Annotated in this window: 23 protein-coding genes and 1 tRNA gene; 8 read left to right on the forward strand and 16 right to left on the reverse strand. The window is 71.1% G+C overall.

The genetic code is table 11. The features are described from left to right. Positions 1-107 precede the first annotated feature (107 nt). Genes ACIRL2_RS25250 through ACIRL2_RS25270 form a run of 5 tightly spaced genes read right to left on the reverse strand, consistent with a single transcriptional unit; the run spans position 108 to position 5,023 of the window. Positions 108-1,289 carry a lipid-transfer protein gene (locus ACIRL2_RS25250; protein ID WP_395867526.1) on the reverse strand — a complete coding sequence of 394 codons (1,182 nt, stop codon included), beginning with the start codon at positions 1,287-1,289 and terminating at the stop codon, positions 108-110. Next, entirely contained in the window at positions 1,286-1,735 is a 450-nt protein-coding gene (locus tag ACIRL2_RS25255; protein WP_395867528.1) for a MaoC family dehydratase, read from the reverse strand. The genes ACIRL2_RS25250 and ACIRL2_RS25255 overlap by 4 nt, the downstream gene beginning before the upstream one ends. After that, positions 1,732-2,859, reverse strand: a complete 1,128-nt coding sequence (locus ACIRL2_RS25260) for an acyl-CoA dehydrogenase family protein (RefSeq protein WP_395867530.1) — start codon at positions 2,857-2,859, stop codon at positions 1,732-1,734. The genes ACIRL2_RS25255 and ACIRL2_RS25260 overlap by 4 nt, the downstream gene beginning before the upstream one ends. Next, the gene (locus tag ACIRL2_RS25265; protein ID WP_395867532.1) at positions 2,859-3,833 is read right to left on the reverse strand and encodes a bifunctional MaoC family dehydratase N-terminal/OB-fold nucleic acid binding domain-containing protein; all 975 of its coding nucleotides are present in this window, start codon (positions 3,831-3,833) and stop codon (positions 2,859-2,861) included. Before ACIRL2_RS25265 ends, ACIRL2_RS25260 begins: the two co-directional genes overlap by 1 nt. Before the next feature lie 8 nt (positions 3,834-3,841). Then, positions 3,842-5,023, reverse strand: a complete 1,182-nt coding sequence (locus ACIRL2_RS25270) for an acyl-CoA dehydrogenase family protein (RefSeq protein ID WP_395867534.1) — start codon at positions 5,021-5,023, stop codon at positions 3,842-3,844. A gap of 294 nt (positions 5,024-5,317) precedes the next feature. On the opposite strand from ACIRL2_RS25270, the gene ACIRL2_RS25275 reads away from it, so the two are divergent. Both ACIRL2_RS25275 and ACIRL2_RS25280 read left to right on the forward strand, forming a co-directional pair. Beyond that, entirely contained in the window at positions 5,318-5,725 is a 408-nt protein-coding gene (locus tag ACIRL2_RS25275; protein ID WP_395867536.1) for a peptidase inhibitor family I36 protein, read from the forward strand. A gap of 169 nt (positions 5,726-5,894) precedes the next feature. Further along, positions 5,895-6,500: a DUF4291 domain-containing protein gene (locus ACIRL2_RS25280; RefSeq protein WP_402234652.1), complete on the forward strand. Its 606-nt coding sequence runs from the start codon at positions 5,895-5,897 to the stop codon at positions 6,498-6,500. 47 nt (positions 6,501-6,547) lie between these two features. Here the strand turns inward: ACIRL2_RS25280 and ACIRL2_RS25285 are convergent, their stop codons facing one another. After that, a complete protein-coding gene (locus ACIRL2_RS25285) occupies positions 6,548-6,703 on the reverse strand; it encodes a hypothetical protein (protein WP_395867540.1) in 156 nt (51 codons plus the stop codon). A 263-nt stretch (positions 6,704-6,966) separates the two neighbouring features. On the opposite strand from ACIRL2_RS25285, the gene ACIRL2_RS25290 reads away from it, so the two are divergent. After that, positions 6,967-7,512, forward strand: coding sequence for a nuclear transport factor 2 family protein (locus tag ACIRL2_RS25290; protein ID WP_395867542.1), 546 nt, complete (start codon positions 6,967-6,969; stop codon positions 7,510-7,512). Positions 7,513-8,113: 601 nt separating this feature from the next. Continuing rightward, on the forward strand, positions 8,114-9,112 hold the full coding sequence (locus ACIRL2_RS25295) for a GlxA family transcriptional regulator (RefSeq protein ID WP_402234654.1): 999 nt from the start codon (positions 8,114-8,116) through the stop codon (positions 9,110-9,112). Between the two features lie 138 nt (positions 9,113-9,250). On the opposite strand, the gene ACIRL2_RS25300 is transcribed toward ACIRL2_RS25295, so the two are convergent. Then, complete coding sequence (locus ACIRL2_RS25300) at positions 9,251-10,141, reverse strand: MmgE/PrpD family protein (RefSeq protein WP_395867546.1); 891 nt, start codon at positions 10,139-10,141, stop codon at positions 9,251-9,253. A 143-nt stretch (positions 10,142-10,284) separates the two neighbouring features. Beyond that, positions 10,285-11,685 carry a VWA domain-containing protein gene (locus ACIRL2_RS25305; RefSeq protein WP_395867548.1) on the reverse strand — a complete coding sequence of 467 codons (1,401 nt, stop codon included), beginning with the start codon at positions 11,683-11,685 and terminating at the stop codon, positions 10,285-10,287. A 137-nt stretch (positions 11,686-11,822) separates the two neighbouring features. Here ACIRL2_RS25305 and ACIRL2_RS25310 point away from each other — a divergent pair, with 137 nt between their 5' ends. After that, a complete protein-coding gene (locus ACIRL2_RS25310; RefSeq protein ID WP_395867549.1) occupies positions 11,823-11,999 on the forward strand; it encodes a hypothetical protein in 177 nt (58 codons plus the stop codon). A 305-nt stretch (positions 12,000-12,304) separates the two neighbouring features. Here the strand turns inward: ACIRL2_RS25310 and ACIRL2_RS25315 are convergent, their stop codons facing one another. The 6 genes from ACIRL2_RS25315 to ACIRL2_RS25340 all read right to left on the reverse strand — a co-directional run bounded on the left by ACIRL2_RS25315 (position 12,305) and on the right by ACIRL2_RS25340 (position 20,111). Next, entirely contained in the window at positions 12,305-13,006 is a 702-nt protein-coding gene (locus ACIRL2_RS25315) for a transglycosylase family protein (RefSeq protein ID WP_395867551.1), read from the reverse strand. Positions 13,007-14,089: 1,083 nt separating this feature from the next. Continuing rightward, positions 14,090-14,746: a response regulator gene (locus tag ACIRL2_RS25320; protein WP_395867553.1), complete on the reverse strand. Its 657-nt coding sequence runs from the start codon at positions 14,744-14,746 to the stop codon at positions 14,090-14,092. 5 nt (positions 14,747-14,751) lie between these two features. Then, complete coding sequence (locus ACIRL2_RS25325) at positions 14,752-15,936, reverse strand: sensor histidine kinase (RefSeq protein WP_395867556.1); 1,185 nt, start codon at positions 15,934-15,936, stop codon at positions 14,752-14,754. Between the two features lie 5 nt (positions 15,937-15,941). After that, complete coding sequence (locus ACIRL2_RS25330; RefSeq protein WP_402234661.1) at positions 15,942-18,161, reverse strand: MMPL family transporter; 2,220 nt, start codon at positions 18,159-18,161, stop codon at positions 15,942-15,944. A gap of 204 nt (positions 18,162-18,365) precedes the next feature. Next, positions 18,366-18,454: transfer RNA gene (locus ACIRL2_RS25335), tRNA-Ser, on the reverse strand. A 103-nt stretch (positions 18,455-18,557) separates the two neighbouring features. Beyond that, positions 18,558-20,111 carry a trypsin-like peptidase domain-containing protein gene (locus ACIRL2_RS25340; protein WP_402234664.1) on the reverse strand — a complete coding sequence of 518 codons (1,554 nt, stop codon included), beginning with the start codon at positions 20,109-20,111 and terminating at the stop codon, positions 18,558-18,560. Positions 20,112-20,550: 439 nt separating this feature from the next. On the opposite strand from ACIRL2_RS25340, the gene ACIRL2_RS25345 reads away from it, so the two are divergent. The 3 genes from ACIRL2_RS25345 (at position 20,551) to ACIRL2_RS25355 (ending at position 23,272) form a co-directional block, all read left to right on the forward strand. After that, positions 20,551-21,378, forward strand: a complete 828-nt coding sequence (locus ACIRL2_RS25345; RefSeq protein WP_402234666.1) for a glycerophosphodiester phosphodiesterase — start codon at positions 20,551-20,553, stop codon at positions 21,376-21,378. A gap of 202 nt (positions 21,379-21,580) precedes the next feature. Further along, positions 21,581-22,054, forward strand: a complete 474-nt coding sequence (locus ACIRL2_RS25350; RefSeq protein WP_395867958.1) for an ATP-binding protein — start codon at positions 21,581-21,583, stop codon at positions 22,052-22,054. Between the two features lie 246 nt (positions 22,055-22,300). Further along, the gene (locus ACIRL2_RS25355; RefSeq protein WP_395867564.1) at positions 22,301-23,272 is read left to right on the forward strand and encodes a DUF5926 family protein; all 972 of its coding nucleotides are present in this window, start codon (positions 22,301-22,303) and stop codon (positions 23,270-23,272) included. A gap of 66 nt (positions 23,273-23,338) precedes the next feature. On the opposite strand, the gene ACIRL2_RS25360 is transcribed toward ACIRL2_RS25355, so the two are convergent. Together ACIRL2_RS25360 and ACIRL2_RS25365 are read right to left on the reverse strand one after the other, a co-directional pair. After that, on the reverse strand, positions 23,339-24,994 hold the full coding sequence (locus tag ACIRL2_RS25360; protein ID WP_402234669.1) for a sensor histidine kinase: 1,656 nt from the start codon (positions 24,992-24,994) through the stop codon (positions 23,339-23,341). 63 nt (positions 24,995-25,057) lie between these two features. After that, on the reverse strand, positions 25,058-25,801 hold the full coding sequence (locus ACIRL2_RS25365) for a response regulator transcription factor (RefSeq protein WP_395867568.1): 744 nt from the start codon (positions 25,799-25,801) through the stop codon (positions 25,058-25,060). Between the last annotated feature and the right edge of the window lie 7 nt (positions 25,802-25,808).

Consider the following 25,808-nt stretch of genomic DNA (forward strand, 5'->3'; position numbering starts at 1 on the left):
CACCGGCAAGGCGGCACCCGGGCGGCACGGGCGCGCGGCACGGGCGGCGCCCGATCCGGTGGCATCCGGCCGCTTCGGTCGCGCCCACCGCCCCCGCCCGCCCCCGCCTACTCGACGCCCAGCACCAGCCCCGAAGTCGGCACCCCGGTACCCGCCGTCACCAGCACGTTGTGCACGTTCTCGACCTGGTTGACCGAGCTGCCGCGGATCTGCCGGACACCCTCGGCGATGCCGTTCATCCCGTGCAGGTACGCCTCGCCCAGTTGGCCGCCGTGCGTGTTCGTGGGCAGCTTGCCGCCCAGTTCCAGCCCGCCGTTCGCGACGAACGCCGGCGCCTCGCCGCGCCCGCAGAAGCCGAACTCCTCCAACTGCATCAGCACGAACGGGGTGAAGTGGTCGTAGAGCACCGCCGTCTGGATGTCGTCGGGGGTCAGCCCCGAGGTCTGCCACAACTGCTTGGCGACCACGCCCATCTCGGCGAGACCGGTCATCTCGTCCCGGTAGAAGCTGGTCATCTGGTCCTGGAGGCGACCCGCGCCCTGTGCGGCCGCGTTGATGATCGCGGGCTTCTGCCGCAGGTCCTTGGCACGCTCGGCACTGACGACCACGATCGCCTGCGCGCCGTCGGTCTCCTGGCAGCAGTCGAGCAACCGCATCGGCTCGACGATCCAGCGCGAGTTCTGGTGGTCCTCGAGCGTGATCGGCTTGCCGTGGAAGTACGCCTTCGGGTTGTTCGCGGCGTGCTTGCGGTCGGCGACCGCGACGTGGCCGAACGCTTCGGTGGTCGCGCCGTACACGTGCAGGTATCGCTGCGCGAACATGGCCACCCACGAGGCCGGGGTGAGCAGGCCGTGCGGCATGTTCCACCCCAGGCCCACGCCCTCGACGGTGGGGTCGCGCTGGAGTACGCCGGAGCCGAACCGGCGACCGGAGCGCTCGTTGAACGCGCGGTAGCAGACCACCACGTCCGCGACCCCGCTCGAGACCGCCATCGCGGCTTGCGCGACGGTGGCGCAGGCCGCGCCGCCGCCGTAGTGGATCCGGCTGAAGAAGGTCAGGTCGCCGATCCCGGCCGCCGCGGCGACCGCGATCTCGGGGTTGGTGTCCATGGTGAAGCTGACCAGGCCGTCCACCTCGGACGGCGCGATCCCGGCGTCGTCGAGCGCGGCGCCGACCGCCTCGACGGCCAGGCGCAGCTCGCTGCGACCGGACTCCTTGGAGAACTCGGTCGCGCCGATCCCGGCGATGGCGGTCTTGCCGCGCAGATTGTCGGCGTGCTTGAGGCTCACGCTTCGGCTCCTTCCGGCAGCTTCACCGTGACCGTGCCGGTGACGTGGTTGCCGAGCTTGTTGGCGCCGACGACGGCGATCTCCACGAGCGAGGTGCCGTCCTCGGCGGTGGTCTTGGCGGTCACCGTGCCGGTCAGGGTCATGGTGTCGCCGGGGTAGTTGGGCGCGCCGAGCCGGATCGCGACCTTGCGCAGTTCGGTCTCGGGGCCCGCCCAGTCGGTGATGTAGCGCCCGACCAGGCCGTTGCTGGTCAGGATGTTCATGAAGATGTCCGGCGAGCCCTTGTCCGCCGCGAGTTGCGGATCGTGGTGCACGTCCTGGAAGTCGCGGGTGGCCAGCGCGGTCGACACGATCAGCGTGCGGGTCAGCGGAATGGCCAGCGGCGGCAGTTCGTCGCCGACGGACACCTGCGCGTGGGTCCGGCTCACGAGGTCCTCGGTGGTCATCGGCTGCCTCCCTGGGCGGGCACGTGGGCGAGCAGCTTGCCGAGCGCGGCGAGCTGTTGGATGCCGCTGCCCAGGGTCACGTCGATCTGACGGCCCCAGAGGAAGTGGCGGTGGATGGGGTGGTCGACGTCGGAGCCGGTGCCGCCGTGCAGGTGCTGACACGCGTGCACCACACGCTTGCCCGCCTCGGAGGCGAACCAGCGGGCGACCAGTGCCTGTTCGGTGGCCGCCTCGCCCCGGTCCATCCGCCACGCGGCCTCCAGCGTGGTGACCCGGATGGCCTCGGTGTCCATGTACGCCTCGGCGGCGCGCAACATCACGCCCTGCTTGGTGGACAGCGGCTTGCCGAACTGCTCGCGGGCGTTCACGTGTTCGACCGTGCGGGCCAGGCCGCGCTCGCACACGCCCAGTTGCTGGGCCGCCAGCGCGACGCGCGCGCGGTCGACGATCCACGCGGCGACCTCGGGGCCGTCCTCGACGGTGCCGACCGGCCGGGCGGGCGCGTCGGTCAGTCGCAGGTTGCCCGACGCCCACGGCGCGGTGGTCGGCGCGGCCTCGATCTCGACCCCGGCGGCGTCCGCGTCCACGGTGAACACCGCGAGCGCGCCGTCGAGCGACGCGGTGACCAGGATCCGGTGGGCGACGGTGAGCCAGGCCACCGCGCGCTTGTCGCCGTCCAGGCGATAGCCGGCTCCGTCCCGTCGCGCGGTCACCTTGGGTACGGCGGGCAGTCCCGCGCCGACCTCGGCGAGCGCGCCGGCCACGATCCGCGAGCCGTCCAGGAGCCCGGGCAGGTCGCGTTCGATCAGCTCGTCCGAGCCGAACCGCAGCAGCGGGAGCAGCCCGTACACGACCGTGTCGAGCAGCGGGATCTGCGCGGTGAACCGGCCCTGTTGCTCCAACAGCAGGGCTAGGCCGACCAGGCCCAGGTCGCCGCCGCCGTGCCGTTCCTCGACGAGCGCGCCGACCAGACCGGCCTCGGCGATCTTGCCCCACAACTCGGTGTCCAGGTCCGCGCCGGAGTGCGTGAGCTTCTTCAGCCGCTCGTCCGTGGACTGGTCGGCGAGGATGCGTTCGGCCAGCGAGGACAGCTCGCGCTGGTCCTCGGTGAGGTTGAAGTCCATCAGTTCTCCCCAACCGCTCGGAACGCGGGCACGGTCAGCTCGGCGTCGTGGGTGACGAATTCCAGCTCGACCGGCATCCCGATGCGGACCTCGTCGTGCGGGACGCCGAGCACGTTGCCCAGCATCCGGACGCCTTCCTCGAGTTCGATCAGGCCGACCGCGTACGGCATGTCGAACGCCGGGAACTTCGGGTAGTGCATCGTGACGTGCGAGTACACGACGCCCTTGCCGGTGGACTCGACGGTCTGCCATTCGAGCGACGCGCAGTTGTTGCAGCCGGGCGCGAACGGGAAGCGCGGGGTGGCGCAGGCGGCGCACTTCTGGAACAACAGCTTCCCGGCGTCCACACCGTCCCAGTACGCCTGGTTGTCCTTGTTGACCACCTTGCGCGGGCGCAGCGGCCGCTCGGCGGGCGGCGCGGCCTTGGCCTTCTTCTTGTGCGGGGTGTAGCGCAGGATCCGGAAGCGGTGCGTGCCGACCAGTTCGCGGCCGGCCTCGCCGTCGACGTAGACGTTGGTCAGTGTGGTGATGAAGTGGCCGGTGCCCAGGCCGGTGGTCTTCTCGTCGGAGACGGTCTCGATCAGCTGGTCGTACTGCACCACCTCGCCCAGGCGCAGCGGGCGCAGGTACTCCTGCTCGCAGTTGGTGGCCACCACCGAGCCGAAGCCGTTGTCGGTGAAGTGTTTGTACAGCTCGCCGGTCGCCGAGTTCGCCGGGGCGCCGCCCTCCAGGCCGCGCATGATCCACACCTGGAGCATGGTCGCGGGCGCGACCACCTCGCCGAAGTGGGTGCGGGCGGCGGCCTCGGGGTCGGTGTACACCGGGTTCGTGTCGCCCATGGCCTCGGCCCAGTGCCGAATCATCGGCCCGTTGACCGGGTCGAGCGCGAGCACGCCGGAGACGTCGTGCACACCCTCGTACTTCTTGACGACCGCGAGGAAGGCGGCCTTGTCCTGGCTGTTGGGGTCGGTCATGTCGTCCTTCACCGCTTCACTCGGGTCATGCCAAGGCGAACCATGGCGACGATCTCGCGCTGGACCTCGCTGACGCCGCCGCCGAAGGTGTTGATCTGCGCGCGGCGGTTCATCGCCTCCAGGAGGCCGTCGCTGAACGCGCCGGGCGACTTGGGTCGCAGGGTCGCGTCCGGGCCGACGATCTCCATCAGGTTGCGATACACCTCGATGGCACCCTCGGTGCCGAAGAACTTCACGCCCGACGCGTCACCCGCGTTGAGCGTGTTGTTGCCGACGTCGTGCACGAGCCGCCAGCTGAACATCCGAACGGCGGACAGTCGGGCGTAGGTCTCGGCGAACTTGAGCTGGACCCACGGCTGGTCGACCACCTTGACGCCCGGCTCGATCTCGGTCTCGCGGGCCCATTCCAGCACCTCGGCGAAGAAGTCCTCGGCCTGCATGCCCAGGGCCGCGAGCGCGACCCGCTCGTGGTTGAGCTGGTTGGTGAGCAGCTTCCAGCCCGAGTTCTCCTCGAACACCAGGTTGTCGTAGGGCACCCGGATGTTGTCGTAGTACGTGGCCGTCGTGGTCATCCCGCCGACGGTGACGATCGGGGTCCAGGAGAAGCCCGGGTCGCTGGTGGGCACCAGGATCATCGTGATGCCCTTGTGCTTGGGGGCGTCCACGTCGGTGCGGCAGGCGAGCCAGATCCAGTCGGCGCCCTGGGCGGTCGAGGTGAAGATCTTCTGCCCGTTGATCACCCACTCGTCGCCCTCGCGCACCGCACGGGTGCGCAGCGACGCCAGGTCGGTGCCGGCCGAGGGCTCGCTGTAGCCGATCGCGAAGATGATCTCGCCGGCGAGGATCCTCGGCAGGTAGTAGCTCTTCTGCGCCTCGGTGCCGAACTTCATCAGGGTCGGGCCGACGGTGTTCAGGGTGACCATGGAGACCGGCGCGCCGGCGCGGTACGCCTCGTCGAAGAAGATGAACTGCATCTCCGGGCCCTTGCCCTGGCCGCCGTACTCGGCCGGCCAACCGATGCCGAGCCAGCCGTCGGCGCCCAGTTGCCGGCGCACCCGTCGGGTGGTGGGGCCGCCTCCCTCGCCCTCGCGGTCGAGTTCCGCGCGGACGTCGGGGGTGATCAGGCGGGTGAAATAGTCCCGCAGTTCTGCCCGCAGAGCGTCCTGCGCTGGGGTCGGGGCGAGATGCACGTCGCTGCTCCTTCACGTGCGTGGATCGCGTGGTCGCGACGCGGGTCGACGCCCGCCGGGCACGGAAGGGTCGCGGTCGGGTCTGCCCCGCGCTGCACATCGATACGGACCGGGAACGCGTGTCGCCCGGCAACATCGAATCTCTCCGACTCGCGATCGCTTGTCAATATCAAGCATTTTTTGGAGGCGGGATCACACCTCCGTCGACCCCGACCGCGGCGGCCGTGTCCTCCGGGCCATCGGACCGTTTGGCCTGGTGTCAGGAGTTCAGGACATCTCGGCCGAGGAGCGTCGATGAGGAAGAAGTTCTCCGTACTGCTCGTGGCGGTGGCCGCCGCGACCGCCACCGCCGCACCGGTCTCCGCGGCGCACGCCGCCGACGGATACGACCGGTGCCCCGACGGCTACTACTGCATGTTCTCGGGCCTCGACGGGACCGGCGACATGATCACACTGAGGACGAGCACCCCGGATCTCGCGGCGCTCGGCATGAACGACCGGGCCAAGTCGGATTGGAACCGGACCCCCTCGACCATCTACCTCTGGTCCGACGCGAACTTCACCGGCTGCACGGCCGTGACCTCCGCCGGCCCGACCGGCAAGGGCAACTTCTTCCCCACCTACCGGGACTTCTTCGGTTCGGTGCAGTTCGACGGACCCGGCGGCCCGAGTTGCGGCACACCGCCCGGCGAGGACGGCTGAGCCCCGCCCGAGCAGGCTCCACCCGAGCGGGGGCGGGTGGGGCCGGACTTGGCCGCTTCGCGGCGACGGCCGGTGGGCCGGTGGGCCGGTGGGCCGGTGGGCCGGTGGGCCGGTGGGCCGGTGGGAAAACGATTGGTCGCGGGTCGGGTGGGGCGAACAGACTGCGGACATGGAAATACCGAACCGACAGATCCGCGCCGCGTACGCCGACGACACCGTCACGGTGTACCAGGCGTACAAGCCGCAGATCGCCGACGCGGCCATCCGGGGGCAGCGGTTTCCGGACACCTGGAGTCGGGAGCGGATGACCTGGGTCAAGCCCAGCTTCACCTGGATGATGTACCGCAGCGGATGGGCGACCAAGCCCAAGCAGGAGCGGGTGCTGGCCCTGGAGATCAGCCGCGAGGGCTTCGAGGCCGCGCTCGCCGGGGCGTGTCTGAGCCACTACGACCACACCACCTATCCGGACCGGGACACGTGGGGTCGGCGGCTGCACGCGACCACGGTGCGAATCCAATGGGACCCCGAACGCGACCTGACCCTGCGGCCGTTGGCGCATCGTTCGTTGCAGCTCGGCCTGGCCGGGTGGGCGACGCGCGCCTACGCCGACGAGTGGACGCGCCGGATCACCGACGTGACCGCGCTCGCGCACCGGGTGCACGATCTGGTCCGCGCCGGTGACCTGGCCGCGGCCGCCGCGGCCGTGCCGGCCGAGCCGGTGTACCCGCTTCCGGACGCACTCGTCCCGGTGATCGGCGCCACCGCGCTCGACTGAGCCGCGCGCGACCGAGCGAGTCGCGCCCGACCCGGGCGGTACCCGGCTCACTGCACGGTCGGCCCGCCGTCGATGCCGGCGATCCGTCCGGTCATGAAGCTGCCCGCGGCGGGGGTGATCTCGCCGACCGGTTGCGCCGGTTCGTTCGCGGCGTTGTCGAGCACGATGTCGATGCCGCCGAAGTGCGCGACGGTCGTGTCCACCAGCGCGCCAATCGATCGAGATCGCCGCAATGGGTGGCCACCGCGATCGCCCGGCCGCTCAGGTCGAACATCGCTTTGGCGTCCCGCACTTCGCCCGCGTCGCTCATCTGTCGCCACCTCGTCGTCCGGAACACGCACGCCGCACCGGGCGGAACCACCGGTGTGCCACTCGGGCGGATTCAGGTGTGCCACGCATGCGATTTGCATTGCACTACTTCGATGCAAGGTGTCGGGAGACACAACGACCGGCGGAGGGTGGACACATGACCGGGCTCATCGACGCGCGACGCACGTGGGAACTCGCCGAGAAACGCCTGGCGGCGGAGAACGATCCGCGCCGGCAGGCGATCCTGACCACCCTGATTGCGCACATGCGCGCCGAGCACGAAGGCGACCTGGACGCCCTGATGGCCACCGTCTCGCCGCGGGCCGTCTACCACCAGTGGGGCGCTTCCCCGGTGGATCGCGCCCCCAAGAGTCACGCCGAGGTCCGCGAGTTCTATCGTGCCGTGGTCGACAACGACTGCGGCCGACTCGCGCACCACATCGACCGCCTGACGGTGGATCAGGACACCGTGGTGACCGAGGGCATCCTGCGGATCGCCTATCCGGGACGGATCCTGGCCGGAATGGGCCGGTCCGTGCCGGACGTCGACGCGTTCTACCTGTACGAAACGCAAATGGCGATCGTGTGGGGCTTCGACGCCGACGCGCTCGTGCTGTGCGAGGACAGCTACTCCACGGGTGACGGCTTCGCCGACATGCGCCGGCTGGAACCGGACGAGGTGCCGGCGCGCAAGGGCGTCTGACGGCGTGTCACCGGGGCGCGCCGGGGCCGGCCCGGCCCACCATGGGACACGTCTTGTCCACAGGAAGCTCCGACATCCCCCAAAAGTTTCCACAGGCTGTGGACAACTTATGCACACCTGCGTCGACACCCACCTCCGCTTGCGCACTCGTCATACGAGCACCCGCCATACGAGCACCCGTCTCGTGCACACCTCCGCCCCGACCGTGGTCCCGGCTCGGGGTACGCCCGCCGGGCGTGGCAGAAATCCATCCATGGTTGGCATTTCTGCCACTCACCTCGACCCCACGACAGCGACAAGGATCGAAGGCGAGCCGGAAGCCGCCACACACCTCGGCCCCGAGGACCTTCCCGGGGTGTGCGGTACGCCGATCCGGCCGCTCGATCCCATCGGTCACGGGGCGGATGGGCGCGAGTCGCACCAAGGATGCGCCCGGAGCCTGCCGCGGGAACGGACAGGACCCGGACGTCGCGGGACGGATCGGGAACGAGGAGCCGCTCGTCGCCCGAGCGCTCGCGCGGACCACGGCCCGGCCGGCCGATCCACCGGATCACCGGCCGGTCCGTGGTGGCATCCACGCCGGGCGGGTTAGGTTGCCGCCATGCGGCGCGTGGGGATTCTGCTGTTCGACCCGGTACGGGTGTTCGAATACGCGGTCGCCTTCGAGGTCTGGGGAGTCGATCGCACCGACCGGGGCGTCCCGGCCTTCGAGCTTCGGGTGTGCGGCCCGCAACGCGCCGGGGTGAATCTGGGGGCCGGCGTCTTCTGCATTCCCGACTACGACCTGGACGGCCTCGACGAGTGCGATCTCGTGATCGTCCCGGGCAACGAACACCGGGTCGTGCCGAGGCGCGACACCTTCCCCGACGACGTGCTGCGGGCCCTGCGGTCCGCGCACGAACGGGGCGCCACGATCGCCTCGTTGTGCTCGGGTGCCTTCGTGCTCGCCGCCGCCGGCCTGCTGGACGGACGGCGCGCGACGGCACACTGGCTGGACACCGACGACCTGGCCGACCAATACCCGGCCGTCACCGTGGACGCCAACGTCCTGTTCGTCGGCGACGGTTCGATCTGGACCTCGGCCGGCTCGGCGGCCGGCATCGACCTGTGCCTGCACCTGGTCCGCGTCGACCACGGCGCGACCGCCGCCATGGAGATCGCCCGCACGATGGTGACCGCGCCCTTCCGCTCGGGCGGCCAGGCCCAGTTCGTCAACAACCCGGTACCGGCCTCGCCCGCCGCCCCGGACGACGGCCTCGGTCGACTGCGCGGCCGGGTCCTGGACGACCTGCGCCACCCCTGGACCGTCGCCGAGTTGTCCGCCCTGGCCGGCATGTCCGAACGCAGCTTCGCCCGCCACTTCGCACGCAGCACGGGCACCTCGCCGCTGCGCTGGTTGTCCACCCAGCGGGTGCTGGCCGCGCAGCGCCTCCTGGAGATCGGCGACCTCTCGATCACCGCCATCGCCCGGCACTGCGGCTTCGGCTCCCCCCTGGCCCTGCGCCAACACTTCACCCGGCACGTCGGTGTCGCCCCGAGGGACTACCGCGCCGCCTTCCGCGGCGCCCCGGGCCGCGGGACACCGGGCACGGGCGCATAGCCGAGCAGCGGGCCGATCCCGCGTGGTCGACGCACGAACCGGATCGGCTCCGCCCGCTTCGTTCGACCGCCGTCGCCCGACGGCCGACCATCGCCCCGACGCCGGGCGGCTCGACCCGGTGGGCGGGTTCCGGCCGGCTCAGGTGCCCGCGGCCACCCGCACCGTCAGGGCCAGGATCGAGTCGAGGGACGGGGCGAAGGCGAGCGCGCGGATCTCGGCGACCAGGGCTCGGGCGTCGCGGCGGCTGCCGCCGAGACGTTCGCAGGTCTCCAGGTCGAACTGGTAGTCCGTGGTCTTCGCCGCCGGATGCGGCTCGCCGACCCACTCGCCCCCCAGCCCGCCGAGCACCCGTTCCGGTCGCAGCCGCCAGGCCCGACACAACTCGTCGATCCCGCCGACGGGGCCGTTCGCGCCGGACGCGGCCAGTCGCGCGGCGATGATCGCGTTGCCGGCCGCGATCCCGGTGGTGAGCCCGGGGGTGCCGCCGGTGCCGTTCGGCGCACCCGCGAACTCCCCCGCGATGCCCACCGCGTCCCGGACTCGGCACCGGTCCAGCGTCATCAGCCGGGCCGCCGCGAGCGCCGCGCCGAGCACCCCGACCGAGCGCGAACCGTCCGGCGCGGCCAACCGGCAGGCCATCTCGTGCCCGGCGATCACCGCGAGCAACACCTCGTCGCCGCGCGCCTTGACCTCCTGGCCGACCGCCATGGCCACCGGCAGCACCACGGCCATCACCCCACCCGCGCCATCGGGTTCGGGCCGTGCCGCGCCGATCAGCATGCCGTTCGCGAGCGCGGCGGCGGGCGCCGCGAGCCGGCCCGCGGCGTGCCCGATGAGTTCCGCCTCCGGTGGGCCGCCGATCCCGACGGCGACGTGTACGGCGGGGTCCACCAGGCCCACGCGCGCCGCGCCGACCCCGGCCGCGATCGCGGTCAGGATCCGCCGACCGGCCGCCCGTCGTACCGGCACCGGGACATGACGCATCGTCAGTTCTGTGGCCCATTCGGCGAATTCACCCGACACCGGCATAAGAACCCTCCCCGTACCTCGTCTGCACGACGGCGTGGTGCCAAAGGACGGCGCAATGTCCCATTGTGACCGTCCCGGTGACGTCGCGTCAGCCCCCAATCACTCGGGCGCACGGGTGGTGGTCGGAGCGTGCGGGCGTCGGATCAGCGCACGATGCCGGCCGCCCGGGCGGCGGTCAGCCACTGCGGGAATTCGGTCAGGATCCGCTCGTACAGCTCGACGTCGGAGATCCGGTCGATGTCGTCCACCTGGAAGAAGCCGGCGTTGTCCACGAGCCGACCGGGCATGGTGTCGATCCGCTCCAGGATCCCGTAGTTCGAGCGGCCCAGTCCGACGAACTGCCAGAAGATCGGCAGCCCCGCCGCGTCGGTCAGCAGGCGCTGGATCTGCTTGCTGCGGTTGACCCCGCCGTCCGAGTAGAACAGCACCAGCACCGGCGCACCCGGCTCGCGGCGGTAGCGCGCGATGATGTCCTCGATCACCGCCGGTTCGTTGTTGCCGCCGAACACGCCGGACAGGTGGTCGGGCGAGCGCTGTGCCCCGTTCGGCAGCGGGGGCGACTGCGGCCGGTTGTTGCGGCCGTCGATGTACACGTTGTCGGCGATCCAGCGCGGCAGTTCCGGGATCCGGACCGGGTCCAGCGGCGCGAACTCGTCGGCGAAGATCCACGCGTCCAACTCGCCGTCGTCGTCGAGCCGGGCCGCGATCGGCGCCATGCGCTCGACCAGGCGCCCCACCGCGCCGTTTCCGTACAGCTCGCGCATCGACCCGGAGCGGTCCAGCACGATCGCCACCCGGGCCCGCACGTCACGCAGGCCCTTCTTCTCCAGGGTGATCCGCACCGCCTCCTTGCGCAGCGAGATGCGCGCGCCCACCTCCGGCGGCAGCCCGGCCAGTTGCGGGTCGTCCGCGGGCGCGGGCAGGCGCATGGTCGGTTCGTCGCTGTACGGCGGCGGCGCCCACCCGGGCGTCGCACCCACCGGCGCGGCCGGCAACGTCCCGGCGGGCAGCCCGTCGCCGACGCTCCCCTCGTCCTCCTCGCCGACGTCCACGCCGTAGTCGCTCGCGAGTCCGGCCAGCCCGGTGTCGTAACCCTGGCCGATCGCCCGCAACTTCCACGCGCCCTGGCGCCGGTACAACTCGCCAAGCACCAGCACCGTCTCGCCGCCGCCGGCCTGCACCGGGAAGGTCGCGACGGTGCCGCCCGCGCCGTCCAGCACGGCCAGCGCGAGCCCGCCCACCCCGGCGAACGTGCCCTCGTGCACGGAGGCGGCCACCACCACACGATCCACGTCGGCGGGCAGCGCGGGCACATCCACCGCGACCGCCTCGCCGCCCGCGGTCGGGCCGAGGTGGCGTACCGCGCCGGCGGCCCCGGCCGGCTGGTTGTAGAACACGAAGTCCTCGTCCGAGCGCACCTTGCCGTCCGATCCGAGCAGGAGCGCCGAGGCGTCCGCGATCGGCGCGTCCGCCGCGCGGCGGATCACCAGGGTCAACGGGCCCGCGGGAACCGGGACATTGGCCCCGGCGATCAGAGTCGTCATGGTCGTCAGTGTGGACCGGATCGAGGCCCTGCCGCAGGAATGTGGGCACCGGCCGGAAGGCGGACGTGATCGGCATCACGGGTGATGAGGCGTCACATCGTGAATGATCGCCCCCATCCGGTGGGAACCAAGCGGTTATGGGCAACAACGGTCATCATCCGGGCGGCAATCGCGCGGACCCCGGCGAGTGGAGCGAGGCCGAGCACGAGCGTGCCCGACTGCTGGTCGAGCGCGCGGCGTCGATCGCCCGCCGCCTGGAGTCGCTGTGCGCCGCCGAGGCGGCCTCGACGCAGCGCGGCCCGGGCCGCACCTGACGGTGCCTCCCGGGCCGGTCGAGGGGCCCGTGGGACCCCCGCGCGACGTCCCGTCCCCTCCACGGCACGTCGTGGTACTGCCGTCACCGAAGTGAGAAAACCTGACAGAACGGCCGAAGGCGACCGCATCTCCCGGTGTTCGCACAGGAGATACGGCCGCCCCCGACCGTCTTCGCACAGCTCGCCCCGCGCACCACGTGCGCACAGCGTGTTCTTCGCACCGCTCACTCGACCGCCGTGCACCGCGTCGCGGGCACCACACGGCGTACGCCGAACGTTCGGGACCGAGGCGGTCCCGGGAGGTTCTAGCGCAGGACCAACTGCTGGCCCGGGAGGATCAGGTCGGGGTTGCTGCCGACCACGCCCTGGTTCTTCGCGTACAGCGCCTGCCAGCCGCCGCCCACGTTGTTCGCCGCGGCGATCGCGCTGAGGGTGTCACCGGTCTTGACGACGTAGGCGCCCTCGGTCGAGGTGGTCGGCGCGGTCTCGGCGACCGGAGCCGCGGCCGGCTTGCTCGCCGGAGCGGCCTTCTTCGGCGTCTCGCTCTGCGGCGCGACGACGACCTTCTTCGGAGTGCTCTTGGGGGTGGTGCTCTTCGGGGTCGACTCCTTCTTCGGGGTCGACTTCTTCGGGGTGGTGCTGCCGGCGTCCGGGCTGCCGCCACCGCGGGTCAGTCCGGCCTTGACCGAGCACACCGGCCAAGCACCCGGGCCCTGGGTCTTGAGCACGTTCTCGGCGACCCGGATCTGCTCGGCCTTCGAGGCGTTCTGCGGGCTGCCGGTACCGCCGTTGGCGCGCCACGTGCTCTGCGTGAACTGCAGGCCGCCGTAGTAGCCGTTGCCGGTGTTGATGGACCAGTTGCCGCCGCTCTCGCACTGGGCGACCTTGTCCCACGTGGAAGTGGTGGCAGCGCCGGCCGAGGTCGCGGTCGCGAGCCCGACGAGCGGGGTGGCGGCGACGACGCCGACAATGGTCGCGGTGCGCAGGCGGCGCTGGGTACGACCCATGCCGCGGTGCGTGTTGGTGCGACCGAAAGCGTTGCGGAGAGACATACATTCCTCTCGGAATTCCCCTGGGGCGGATGGACCGGCGCGATCCTTGCGGATCACCCCCGCCCGGAACCGAACGGTCACGTCCAAGACGTGATGTCCGATGCCGCAACCCCGCGGCCCTCCCAGACCGCGAGTTCCGCCATGCCGTGCCGGCGAGAACCCAGGAGGTGCGATTTGCACATCGCCAGGACCATAAACAGGTTATCCGGCGCTTATCAACCCGCTCGGGTATTTACGCAGGTCAGGATAGGTATTAGAAATGCCCGTCGGACCCCTTCGAGCCGCCTTCCGGGCCCGATCGGCGTTTACCGGCCGGCAAACCTGGGAACCTTTTGCCCCTTTTGACCCACGGTTCTATACGCTAAGCGATCGGTCTGTGACACACTGTCGAAACATCACCGGATGCGATCGCATGATCACGCAGGCCGGCGCCCTGGGAGCGGCATTTCGGGTGAGTCTTAAATACCTTTATGTCCGGCTTACACGTGCAGCGTGAGCGTCATCACAATTCCGGCGTCGGTAGCCTGTGGACACACCGGGTATAACCGGCCGGCCACTGCCCCGGACGACCGCGCCGGCCTGCATGTATTCACGCTGCGAGAGCACTCCGCCACCGGCCGGAAAAGTATGCCGAATGCGATCCGCACCACATCCGGATCTGTGACCCGCGCCACTTTCACCCGCGCGTGGCGCTATTTTCGCCCCTTTCGAGGGACTCCACCGCGGAACGCGATCCTCCGGAAGCCGGAGCTTCGGGAAAGCGGGCCGATATCACGATGCGTGGCGGCGGGAAAGCGGATTCCGTGCGCCGAAAGTCGCGCCCGGCGTACCCCTATATATAGGAGTGCTCTTCCGGGGTCGAGCGCGCCCCGGTACGGACGAATGCGCACCCCGGCGCGGGCCGAGACCCACCCGGGGTCGCCGGGGGGTGCGAGGTGCACCCGGACACCCCCGGGGCGGGCCGAGGCGGGTGCGACCGGTTCGGGCCCACGTTTCGTGCGTCGACCGGTTCCACCCGCGCTTCGTGCGTCGACCGGTTCAACCGCGCGATTCGTGCTTCGACCGGGGCAACAACCCGCTTTCGATGGCGATGACCACCGCGTGCGTGCGGTCGCTGACGTCGAGCTTCGCGAAGACCCGCAACAGGTGTGTCTTCACGGTCGCCTCGGCGATCACGAGTCGCTTGCCGATGTCCGCGTTGGAGAGGCCGTCGGCCACCGCGTCGAGCACCTGCACCTCGCGCGAGGTCAGCACCACCGGGGCGGGCCGGCGCATCCGGGCCACCAGCCGCTCCGCGACCCTGGGGGCCAGTACGGTCTGGCCCCGAGCCGCCGAGCGGATGGCCTCGACGAGTTGTTCGCGAGTGGTGTCCTTGAGCAGGTAGCCGATCGCACCGGCCTCGACCGCGCGCTCGATCTCGGCGTCGGTGTCGTACGTGGTCAGGATCAACACCCGGGTCCGGACCGGAAGGCCGACGATCCGGGTGGTGGCGGCCACCCCGTCCAGCACCGGCATCCGCAGGTCGATCAGCGCCACGTCGGGTTCCAACCGCTCGACCAGTTCGACGGCGGCGAGGCCGTCACCCGCCTCGCCGACGATCTCGATGGTGGGCTCCGCGGCCAGCAGGGCGACCACCCCGGCCCGCATCACCGAGTGGTCGTCGACCACGATGACCCGCAGCGTGTCCTGTGTCATGTCCTTCACTCCTGACCGTCGGTGGGAATCATCGCCAGGATCCGGGTGCCGTCGCCGACGGAACTGGTGACGGTGAACTCGCCGCCGAGTTCGGCCAGTCGTTTGCGCATGCCGTCGAGCCCGAAACCGCGGGCGTCCCCGACCACGAACCCCCGCCCGTCGTCGGTGATCTCCAACTCGATGCCGTGCGGATGCCGGGCGAGCACCACGCCGACCGCGGCGGCCTCCGCGTGCTTGCGTACGTTGGCCAGCGACTCCTGGGTGCAGCGCAGCAGCGCGATCCGGGTCGGCTGGTCGCACTCGACGTCGGGCAGGTCCGCGTCCACGGTGATCCCGGTGTCCTCGACGAAGCGGTCCAGTGTGCGGCGCAGGGCTCCGGCGACCGAGCCGGGGACGACGCCGCTCTGCGGGGCGGAGCCGACCAGTACCCGGGCCTCGGCGAGGTTCTCCCGAGCGGTGTGCTCGATGGAGAGCAGTTGCCTGCCGCTGGTCGCGGGATCGCTGGCGATGCCGGAACGGGCCGCCTCCGCCAGCACGATGATCGACGCGAAGCCCTGGGCGAGGGTGTCGTGGATCTCCCGGGCCAGCCGCTCCCGCTCCTCCGCGGCGCCCCGACGCTGGTTGGCCTCGGCCAACCGGAGCTGGGCGCTCTCCAGTTCGCTGCCCAGGACGCGGACCCGCTCACCGCTCTGCTCGACGAGGCGGTGCACCGACAACCCCAGCGGCACGCTCACCGTGTAGGCGATCAGGGTGGCGACGGTGTTGCCGGTGAGCAGGTCCGGACTCCAACCCTGCGGCGCCACCCCGCCGATCACGGTGGCGACCGCGGCGAGGCCGCCGTACGTGATGGCGGGCCTGGGGTCCCGAGTGAGGAACCAGAAGAGCGGGAGGGTCGCGACGTACACCGAGGCACCGCCGTCGCGCGGGTAGGCCATCGCGCCCAGCCCGATGATCAGCACCCACACGAAGGTGTGCGGTCGCAGCACCCGGTTGCCGGGGAACACCCGCGTGATCAGGTAGGCCAGGCCGAGCACGACCGGCAGCCCCACCGACCAGTACCGGGTCGCGCCGGCATCGTCCGTGCCGGCGACGGCCATCGGAGCCAGTCCCAGCAGCACCCAGAAGAGGATGTACCACCGGTGCAGGGTCCACATCCGGAACGGGTCGGTGAGCTGCGGCCGTTCGGACATACCGATCAGCCTACTTTTTCGGTCGTGCGAGCGTCGGCGGCGGGGGCTTGCTCCCGGGTCCGACGCGTCCCGATCGACGGCCACCAGGTCTTCTCCCCCAGCAGCAACATCGTCGCCGGCAGGATCATGATCCGGATCACGAACGCGTCCAGGAGCACGGCCACCGCAAGGCTGAAGCCGAACTGCTTCATCTCGATCAGATGCAGACCGATGAAGCTGGCGAACACGGTCACCATCACGAACGCCGCGCTGGTCACCACGCCGGCCGAGCTGCCGATCCCGTCGAGCACCGCCTGCCGGGTCGACACCCCACGCAGCGCGGCCTCCCGGATCCGGCTGATCACGAACACCTGGTAGTCCATCGACAGCCCGAACAGGATCACGAACAGGAATAGCGGTACGCGAGAGCCGATCGATCCGGTGGAATCGAAGTCGAGCAGCCCCTCCGCCCAGGTGCCCTGGAAGGTCAGCACGAGCAGCCCGAGCGCGGCGCCGGCCGAGAGCAGGTTCAACACCACGCCGACCAGGCCCAGGACCACCGACCGGAACGCGAACACGGTGATCACGAAGGTGACCAGGAGCAGCGTCACCACGATCAGCGGCAACTTGCCCTTTTGATGTTCGGGATAGTCCGCGTAGCGGGCGACGTCACCGGTCACCGCGACGTCGACGCCGGACAGCCTGCCCACGGTGGCCGGCACGTACTCGTCGCGTACCCGATCGAGCGAGTCCTGCGCGGTGGCGGCGCTGACGAAATGCGGCACTCGCAGTTCCAGCATGGTGATCCGGCGGTCGGGCGACGTGCGCAGCTCGGTGACCCGGGAGAGCGACGGGTCGGCCTGGGCCCGCTGTTCCAACTCGCGCAGCGCGCCGGCCACCTCGTCGGCGCGGCCGGCCTCGGCCCGAACCACGACCTGGTGCATCGACTTCAGTTCCGGGAACGCCTGGTTCTGCCGGTGCCAGGTCTCCATCGCCGGGAGGTCGCGGGAGTAGGTCTCCCGGCCGATGTCGGTCAGCTTGAGGTCCGCGAGCGGAGCGGTCATGGCCAGCATGGCCAGCACGGCGACGGCGAGCGTGGCGCCGGGGCGCCGGCTGGTGACCCGCAGCATGGCCGAGGTGATCCGGCCGGCTCCGGTGGTACGCGGCGGCTTGGCCGCCACGACCTCGCCGCGTCGGCTCGCCCGCTCGGCTCGACGGGCCGCCCGGCGCTCGGCCCGGGCACCGAGCTTGACCAGCAGCGCGGGCAACACGGTCAGCGAACCGAGCACCGCGACCAGGCTGACCACGATCGCACCGGTGGCGATCGAGGAGAAGATCACGTCGTCCGCGAGGAACAGCGTCGCACTGGAGGCGGCGACCGCGAGCCCGGACACCACGACGGCGTGTCCTGAGGTGGCCGCGGCCAGCTCCACCAGGGCCCGCGAGTCGAGCCGGCCGTCGGACCGGGCCCGCTCCTCGCGTTCGCGCTTGAGGTAGAAGAGTGCGTAGTCGACGCCGACCGCCAACCCGATCAGCAGGATGACGTTGGTACCGACGCCGGCGTCCGGGAACACGTGCGACACGAGCATCGACAACCCGATGGACGCCGCGATCGAGGACAGCGCGAGCAGCAGCGGCACGGTGGCCATCGCCGCCGACCGGAACACGATCAGCAGGGTGATCAAGGTGATCGGCAGCGCGATCAGTTCGGTACGCGAGAGGTCCTCGCCGCGTTGGCCCTGGACGTCCTTGCTGATCGAGGGGCCGCCGGTCTCCGCGATCAGCAGCCCGGGATGGCCGGCCCGTACCTTCGCGGTCTGCGCCAGCAGCGGGTCGACGTGCTCCTTGCCCTCGAGCTCGGCGCCCTTCATGGTGACGTCGACCCGGACCGCCGTACCGTCCGCCGAGCGCACCGGCGCGGCCACGGACAACACTTCGGGCAGCGCCCGCATCCGGCCGACGACCTCGCGGGCCGCGGCGTCGGCGGCGCCCGGGTCCAACTGTTGCGCCCCGGGCTTCGCGGTGATCAACACCCGCTCCGTCGGCTTCTGTTGCAGGCCGCCCTCGGTGGCCAGCGCCTCGCCGCGCCCGGCCTCGCCGACCCGGAAGTCGTCGGCCGTGGCCGCGTTGGTCCCGACGCCGATCCCGGCTCCGAGGCACAGCGCGACGAAGAGGAACCAGCCGGCTATCGCCCGCCAGGGATGTCCGGCGCTCCACCGCGCCATGCGAACAGGAAGTTTCGTCATGCCCGAAATCCTGGTCTCGGCGCCCATATCCCGGACAGGCTCGACCGATGGAACTCGTCGTCCACCGATCGGTGGACAAGGGCGACGGGGAGCAGCGATCACGACCGCTCCACGAACACCACGACACACAGGTGGGCGGCGGCACCCGATTCCCTCCGGGTACCGCCGCCCACCTGTGTTCTCGTGTGTCCGCGTTGCTTCCTGCGGAGGACGTGGGATTCGAACCCACGAGCAGAGTCACCCCTGCTAGCAGTTTTCAAGACTGCCGCCATCGGCCACTAGGCGAGTCCTCCAGCGTCGCGACCGGGATCGGGCGCGGGCGGGATCAGTCTCTCATGAGCGATGGTGTCGATCACTGGGGATTCGGGGCGGGGGTGTTCGGGCCCGGGGTGGCGGTCAGTTGTCACCGACGCGCTGGCCCAGGGTGACCTCGGTGGTGGCTTCCTTGCCGTCGCGCTGGTAGGTGACCTTCACCTTGTCGCCCGGGCGGTGGCTCCAGATCTCGCTGAAGAGGTCCTCGTAGGAGCCGATCGCCCGGTTGTTCAGCCTGGTGATCACGTCGCCGGCCTTCAGGCCCGCCTTCGCCGCCGGGCCGTTCGCGGTGACCGGGTCCTGGCCGTTGGTGTTCTGCGCCACGATCTGCGCGCCGGTCCCGGTGTAGCGCGAGTCGGGCAGGATGCCCATCTGCGCGTAGACCGGCTTGTTGCCCTGGATCAGGGTGTCCGCGACCCACCTGGCCTGGTTGATCGGGATCGCGAAGCCCAGGCCGATGCTGCCGGACTCCTGCTGCTGGCCGAACGGCGACTGGCCGCCGCCACCGGTCGAGCGGATCGCCGAGTTGATCCCGATCACCTCGCCGGCCGCGTTCAGGAGCGGACCGCCGGAGTTGCCGGGGTTGATCGCCGCGTCGGTCTGGATCGCGTTCATGTAGGAGACCTTTTGCTGGTCGCCGGAGGCGACCGGACGGTCCTTGGCGCTCACGATGCCCGTGGTCACCGTGTTGGAGAGGGTGAACGGTGCGCCGATCGCGATCACCGGGTCGCCGACCGCGACCTTGTCGTTGTCGCCGAGCGGCAGCGGCTGCACGCTGGCCGGCATGTCGTCGACCTTGATCACCGCGAGGTCGTAGCCCTCGGCGCGGCCGACGATCTTGGCCGGCTTGGTGGTGCCGTCGGAGAAGGTCACGCTCAATTCGCCACCGGCGGCGGCGAGCGAGACCACGTGGTTGTTGGTGAGGATGTGGCCCTGCTTGTCGTACACGAAGCCGGCGCCGGTGCCGGTCTCGGTGCCCTGACCGGACGCGCTGCCCTTGGTCTTGATCGTCACCGTGCTGGGAACGGCCTGCTTGGCGATCCCCGCCACGCTCGTGGGCGAGCGGTTCAGCGAGGCCGGGTCCACCGGGGAGGAGGACGGGCTGACGCCGGCCGTGGCCGGCGTGTCGTCGCGGTCCACGATCCACGCGCCCACCCCGCCGCCGACACCACCGGCGAGCAGCGCGGCCACCACGGCCGCGACCAGGATCCCGGACGGGCGACGCTTGGGCTTGGGCGGTGCGCCGAAGCCGGGGTAGCCCGGGTAACCGGGGTAGGCACCGGTGGTCCCGAACGGCGGAACGCCCGCGCCGGCCCCACCACCCGCACCGGCCGTGGACGCGCCGGCCGCGAACGCGGCGGGCACCTCGGCCGACGGCTCGCCCACCGGCGGCAGCGGAGCGGTCGGCGACACCGGCGCGGCGTGCGACTGACCCACGGTGGGCGCCTCGACCGGCTTGGCCGGCACCTCGGACCGAAACTCCGGCTCGGCCGCCGCTTCGGAACGGAACGCCGGCTCGGCCTGCCCGGACCCGATCACCGGCTCCGCCGGCAGTGGTGTGGCGGGAGACGATCCGTTGCCCTCCCCTGGCACCGGTGAACCGACTTCGCCGCCGGTCACGTCGCGGTCGTCGCTCACGGTCTTCCTCCCACACACTTCGGAATCGTTGATGTCCACAGACTCCCCGACGCCCTGTCTGAACACCGTAAGCGCCGGACGTCCCGACCGCCCGCCCCCCTTATCCCGGGATTATCCGCGCAGGTCGAACCCCCTGAACCGGGGTGCAAATCCCGGAAGAATCACCGAAGATCGACCCGATCCGGCGCCGTCGGGTCAATGCGCGCCCCGGTTCGCGCCCCGATCGGCGGCCCCATCGGCGCCGTATCGACCGCTTCCGGTGAGCGCTCCGGGAGCATCCGAGGGCCCACCCCACCGGCCCTCCGCCGGACCTGCCGACCATTTTGCCGGCGCCCCGCCGGCACCCCGGCGGCAATCCCGACAACGACCCGCCGCCGGACACCGACGCCGGACACCCGGCCGTCACCCTGTGCTCACCTCGGGATGGCACGATTGTCCCGTGTCCACCACCGGGGCGCGCCCACTGCGCGCCAACGTGCAGGTCGTCGCCCATCGAGGCGCGTCCGACACCGTCCCCGAGCACACGCTCGCGGCCTATCTCCAGGCCATCGAGGACGGCGCCGACGCACTCGAATGCGATGTCCGATTGACCGCCGACGGCCATCTGGTCTGCGTCCACGACCGCAAGGTCGACCGCACCTCCAACGGCAGCGGGATCGTCTCGACGCTGGAGCTCGCGGACCTGTCCGCGCTCGACTTCGGCTCCTGGAAGGAATCCGGCGTCGAACGCGAACGCCCGGAGGAGCCGGAGGCCCCCGACTGGGACCGCCGGTCGGTACTCACCCTGGAGCGCCTGCTCGAACTGGTCGTGGACGCGCCGCGCACCGTGCGCCTGGCGATCGAGACCAAACACCCCACCCGCTACGCGGGCCTGGTCGAGCGCCGCCTGGTCGACCTGCTGGAGCGGTTCGCGCTGACCCGCCCGATCGCCGAGGGCCCGTCACTGATCCGGGTGATGAGCTTCTCCCAACTGTCCCTGCGCCGGATGCGGCTGATGGCGCCGGAGTTGCCCACGGTGTTCCTGATGGAGCACGTCCCGCTGTTGTTCCGCGACGGTACGTTGCCCCGCGACGTGCGCATCGCCGGCCCCAGCATCGACATCGTGCGGGCCCATCCGCGCTACGTCGCCCGCCTGCACCGGGCCGGCCACCGGGTGCACGTGTGGACCGTGGACGCTCCCGAGGACGTCGAGTTGTGCCTGCGGCTCGGCGTGGACGCCATCATCACGAATCGGCCACGACAGGTACTGACCCAAGTGTCCGGTTGAACCCCATTAGGGGGCGTACGCTGGTAGCCTTTCGAGCCGTTATATCCGTCTTGGCAGGATCGCATACCCCTATACGCCCCTGGGCGAGTCGGAGCGCGCGTCGCCCCGCCGTTTCCCGTCCGTCGGCATCGGGCATCTCAAGCCCGACGCGCGAGAGATGCGCTCGCGACAGGCGTGTGCACTAAGGAGGCCGGGGGTGGCAATGGTCGTGGCCCGTGGGGTGCCCGATTCCGCGGCGGTGTTGGTACCGCACGCTCCGATCGGTGTGTCCGCGGCTCGGCACCGCCTGGCCACCGACCTCGGCGAACGCGGCATCGCCGGGGACGTCGTGGACGACGCGGTGCTGATCCTGTCCGAATTGTTGAGCAACGCGCTACGGCATGCCCGCGCGCTGCCGTCCGGCAACGTCCGCGCGGCCTGGTGGGTGCGTCCCGACGGGCTGCTCGCCATGGAGGTCACCGATGGCGGCAGTTCGACCCGCCCCCGGCAGGCCAGCCCGTCGCTGAGCGCGCACGGCGGCCGAGGCCTGTCCATCATCGGCACCCTGGCGGCCGACTGGGGCGTGCGCGGCACCCCGGACGAGGTCACCGTGTGGGCACTGGTCCCGATCAAGTCGCGCACCGGCGACCGACTGTGGGACGAGTTCGACCTGGACGCGGTGGACCCACTCGACTGAATCCGGCCGCGCCGCCCCCGCGGCGTACGCACGGCGAGTTCACCCGTGCGGCCGAGCCCGGGCCACCGAGCCCGCACCACCGAGCCGGTACGTCGACCGACGCGGGCCGACCCGCGCACCCATCGCGTCAGCCACGCGTTCGCCCACCCGTTCGAGCGGCTACCCGTGCTCGCGGAACTCAGTACCCTCGGACCTGGTGAGTCGTCGACCACCATCCCCCCGACACCGAGGCGGAGAGACCGCAGCATGGGCAAGAAGGCCGCGCTGAAGGGCCACACCGGCAACAAGACCCAGACCGCAGCCGCCACGGGATCCGTCCCGGTCGTCGGCGGTCGCGAACCGTGCCCGTGCAACTCGGGCCGCCGGTACAAGGCATGTCACGGACGTGAGGCGTCCTCCGCCGCCGAGACGCTCGTGCTGCGTCCGTTCCAGGGGCTGCCGAACGAATGCGACTGGATCGCGCTGCGCGAGTTGGTCCCGGCCGCGACCGCGCGGCTGACCCTGACCGGCGAGCACGCCGACCAGGTCGTCACGCTCGCGACCGTGCTGCCGATGGCCTGGCCCGCGCTGCGGCGCGCCGACGGCGCGATCCTGGTCGGTCTGCAGACCCACACCAGCTCGGGTGACGTCAGCCGGGACCTCGCGCACGCCCTGGAGCGCGCGCTCGCGCAGGAGGACGGCACCTCGGTCACCCCCGGCCCGCTGCCCGAGTCCGGCGACCGGCTGCAGGACCTGCTCGACCTGTCCAAGCCGCTGGAGATCACCGTCCACCAGGGCTTCGACTTCTGGGTGGACGACCCGGCCGCGATGAACGCCGAGGTGAGCGCGTCGCTGGAGCGGGCGAACGCGGCGGCCATGCCGACCGTACGGCTGACCTCGGTGGACGCCGCCTACTGGTGCGGCACCACCGAGAAGAACCACCTGCGCTGGGTGATGCCGTACGCGGAGGAGGAGCTGCTCGACGCGATCGCGCGGCTGCACGCGGCCGGCGAGTCGAGCCTGGGCGAGGGCACCCGCTTCGTCGGTTCGTTCCGCGCGCACGGGCTGCTCGTCCCGGTGTGGGACCTGCCGACCGCGATGAGCGCCGAGGACGTGGAGAAGCCGGCCCGCGAATTCGGTGAGCGGCTCGCCGCCGCGATGGCGGACACCAGTCCGTTGACGCCGCGTCAGCGCAGCGCACGCAACGGTCTGCTGAACCGCCAGATCACGCTGAACTAGTCGGACCCCGCGGGCACCCGGGTCGGCCGCACCCGCGGCCGACCCGGTCGGTCGACCGGACCGCGTTCAGCGCGAATCCGACGTCGGGGCCACCAGCGACGGCGGTCGCGGGCCGAAGTCCTCATCCGTCCCCTCGTCCGCCCCGCCCTCCCGCCGCCGCGCGTCGGCATCCGCGGCCGGCAGTTCGACGACGACGGACAGCCCCGCCCCCGGTGCGGTCTCCACCCGCACACTGCCCCGGTTCGCGGCCACCCCCGCCCACACGATGGCCATGCCGAGCCCGCTCCCGGTGTCCGAACCGGTCCCCTGGTCGATGCCACTCGCCGTGCCGTTCCCGCCGCGCTCGCGCGCGGCCCGGAAGAACCGGTCGAAGATGCGCTCGGCGTCCCGCGGACGCATGCCCGGCCCCTCGTCGCGCACGCACAACACGACCCGCCGCTCCCCGTCCTCGCCCGTGGCCTCGGACATCGACACCGACACGTGCACATCCGCGGACGTCGGCGTGTGCGCACGCACATTGGTCAGCAGATTGCCGACGATCTGACTCAGCGTCGCCTCGTCGGCCAGCACCACACAGGTCTCCGGCAGATCCGTGTGTACCCGCCGGGTCGCCTGCTGCGCGCGCAGGTCGGCGATCGCGCCACGCACCACGCACACCAGGTCGATCGGGCGCGGCCGCAACTGCGGGCGCTGGTCCAGCCGGGCCAGCGCCAGCAACTCGTCGACCAGCCGGTCCATCCGCTCGGCCTCGACCCCCATGCGGTTCAGCGCCCGGGTGCGCTCGGCCTCCGAGGCCAGCATTCCCTTTTCGTACAACTGCAGATAGCCGCGAATCGCCGCCAACGGTGTACGCAGCTCGTGCGACGCGTCGGCCACGAACCGCTTGAGGTGCGTCGCCGCGTGTTCGCGGATCTCGAACGCCGACTCGACCTGCTGCAACATCGCGTTCAACGCGGTACGCAGTTGCTCGACCTCGCTGAACGACCGATGGCGCGGCGCCACGCGCGCGGACAGGTCGGGTCGGTCCGGACCGCCCTCGGCGATGCCCGACGCCGTCTCGACCATGTCCTCCAACGGCCGCAGCCGCCACCGGGCGACGAAGTAGATGGACCCGCCCAACAGCACCAACAGGGCGCCGCCGACCAGCAGTTCGAAGTGCACGACCTGGTCGACCACACCATCGAGGTCCTCGGTCGAGCGGGCGAGGAGGATGTAGTGACCGTCGGCCAGGCGTGCCGTGACGACCCGGTAGGACCCCCCGCCGAGGGAGACGGCGCGCGGCTGTTCGTGCGCCGTCATGCCGCGTGGATCCCGGACCACCGCCGCCAAGGCGCGCTGCAGGGCGTTCGGCGTCTGGTCGGCGACCGGCAGGGCGGTGCCCCGCTCGTCGACCATCACGAAGACTTTGCCGTGCAGGCCGACCGACATCAGCACATCGCGCAGGCCCGCGGTCGGGCCCGGTTCGGACAACTGCGCGCGGGTGAGGCCGGCCCGCTCGATGCCGGTCCGGCCCGTGGTCAGGTCGTCGTCGACGCCGGACTCCAGATAGTGCCGAACCCCCATCATGCTGAACCAGATCAGCAGCGCCAGCCCGATCGCGAGCACCGCGATGCTGCTCAGCGCCAGCGTCGCGCGCATGGCCACGATGTGCGGACGCTTGCGCTCGCACGCCTTCCCGCGCCGGCGCAGTCGTCCGCCCGCCCGCCTCGTCAACCCGCTCACGTCAACCCGCTCACGTCGACCCGCCCACGTCGCTCCGCCCCTCGCTCCCGCCGATCCCGCCCGTCACGCTCCGTAGTCCGCCGGCCGGAGCCCGTACCCCATGCCCCGTCGCGTCGTGATCAGCGGCGGCCCGTCCGGCACCAGCGGGTCGAGCTTGCGACGCAGATAGCTGATGTACGTCTCGACCACCGTGGACTCCACGACGTGCTCGTATTTCCACACCTCGCGCAGCAGTTGCTCCTTCGGCACGATCCGGTCGCCGTGCCGGATCAGGTGGCGCAGGAGCGCGAACTCGGTCGGGGTCAGCTCCACGCCGCGTCCGCCCCGGCGCGCGGTGTACGTCGCCTCGTCCAACTCCAGGTCGCCGTGCCGCAGTACGGGCGGACGCGCGATCGGCGGCGCGCTCGCGTCCGGCGCCGGCCGGGTACGTCGCAACACCGCGCGCGTGCGCGCGACCAACTCGTCCACATTGAACGGCTTGGTGATGTAGTCGTCGCCGCCGAGGGTGAGCCCCTTGACGACGTCCGCGGGCGCGTCGCGGGCGGTGAGGAACACGACCGCGATCTCCGGCCGTTCGGCGCGCAATATGCGGCACACCTGGCGTCCGTCGCCGTCCGGGAGCGAGATGTCCAGCAGCACGACGTCGGGTCGCACGCTGCGCGCGGCGGCGAGGGCGGCGTGCACACCGTCCGCCGTGGCCACCTCGAAGCCGTGGAACCGCAGGGTGATGGCGAGGACGTCGGTGATGCTCGGCTCGTCCTCGACGATCAGGACCGTGGCGCCCGCGCGCGGCTGACTGCTGCTCATGTCCCCA

It is taken from the genome of Embleya sp. NPDC127516 (assembly GCF_044765325.1).
GTDB lineage: Bacteria > Actinomycetota > Actinomycetes > Streptomycetales > Streptomycetaceae > Embleya.

Excerpts from the sequence above, each read along its gene's own strand:
- ACIRL2_RS25265 (WP_395867532.1), bottom strand. The coding sequence starts at position 3,833 with ATGACCGACCCCAACAGCCAGGACAAGGCCGCCTTCCTCGCGGTCGTC.
- ACIRL2_RS25290 (WP_395867542.1), top strand. The coding sequence starts at position 6,967 with ATGACCGGGCTCATCGACGCGCGACGCACGTGGGAACTCGCCGAGAAA.
- ACIRL2_RS25275 (WP_395867536.1), top strand. The coding sequence starts at position 5,318 with ATGAGGAAGAAGTTCTCCGTACTGCTCGTGGCGGTGGCCGCCGCGACC.
- ACIRL2_RS25255 (WP_395867528.1), bottom strand. The coding sequence starts at position 1,735 with ATGACCACCGAGGACCTCGTGAGCCGGACCCACGCGCAGGTGTCCGTC.
- ACIRL2_RS25310 (WP_395867549.1), top strand. The coding sequence starts at position 11,823 with ATGGGCAACAACGGTCATCATCCGGGCGGCAATCGCGCGGACCCCGGC.
- ACIRL2_RS25350 (WP_395867958.1), top strand. The coding sequence starts at position 21,581 with ATGGTCGTGGCCCGTGGGGTGCCCGATTCCGCGGCGGTGTTGGTACCG.
- ACIRL2_RS25320 (WP_395867553.1), bottom strand. The coding sequence starts at position 14,746 with ATGACACAGGACACGCTGCGGGTCATCGTGGTCGACGACCACTCGGTG.
- ACIRL2_RS25315 (WP_395867551.1), bottom strand. The coding sequence starts at position 13,006 with ATGGGTCGTACCCAGCGCCGCCTGCGCACCGCGACCATTGTCGGCGTC.
- ACIRL2_RS25280 (WP_402234652.1), top strand. The coding sequence starts at position 5,895 with ATGGAAATACCGAACCGACAGATCCGCGCCGCGTACGCCGACGACACC.
- ACIRL2_RS25330 (WP_402234661.1), bottom strand. The coding sequence starts at position 18,161 with ATGACGAAACTTCCTGTTCGCATGGCGCGGTGGAGCGCCGGACATCCC.
- ACIRL2_RS25365 (WP_395867568.1), bottom strand. The coding sequence starts at position 25,801 with ATGAGCAGCAGTCAGCCGCGCGCGGGCGCCACGGTCCTGATCGTCGAG.
- ACIRL2_RS25355 (WP_395867564.1), top strand. The coding sequence starts at position 22,301 with ATGGGCAAGAAGGCCGCGCTGAAGGGCCACACCGGCAACAAGACCCAG.
- ACIRL2_RS25295 (WP_402234654.1), top strand. The coding sequence starts at position 8,114 with ATGCGGCGCGTGGGGATTCTGCTGTTCGACCCGGTACGGGTGTTCGAA.
- ACIRL2_RS25260 (WP_395867530.1), bottom strand. The coding sequence starts at position 2,859 with ATGGACTTCAACCTCACCGAGGACCAGCGCGAGCTGTCCTCGCTGGCC.
- ACIRL2_RS25325 (WP_395867556.1), bottom strand. The coding sequence starts at position 15,936 with ATGTCCGAACGGCCGCAGCTCACCGACCCGTTCCGGATGTGGACCCTG.
- ACIRL2_RS25305 (WP_395867548.1), bottom strand. The coding sequence starts at position 11,685 with ATGACGACTCTGATCGCCGGGGCCAATGTCCCGGTTCCCGCGGGCCCG.
- ACIRL2_RS25300 (WP_395867546.1), bottom strand. The coding sequence starts at position 10,141 with ATGCCGGTGTCGGGTGAATTCGCCGAATGGGCCACAGAACTGACGATG.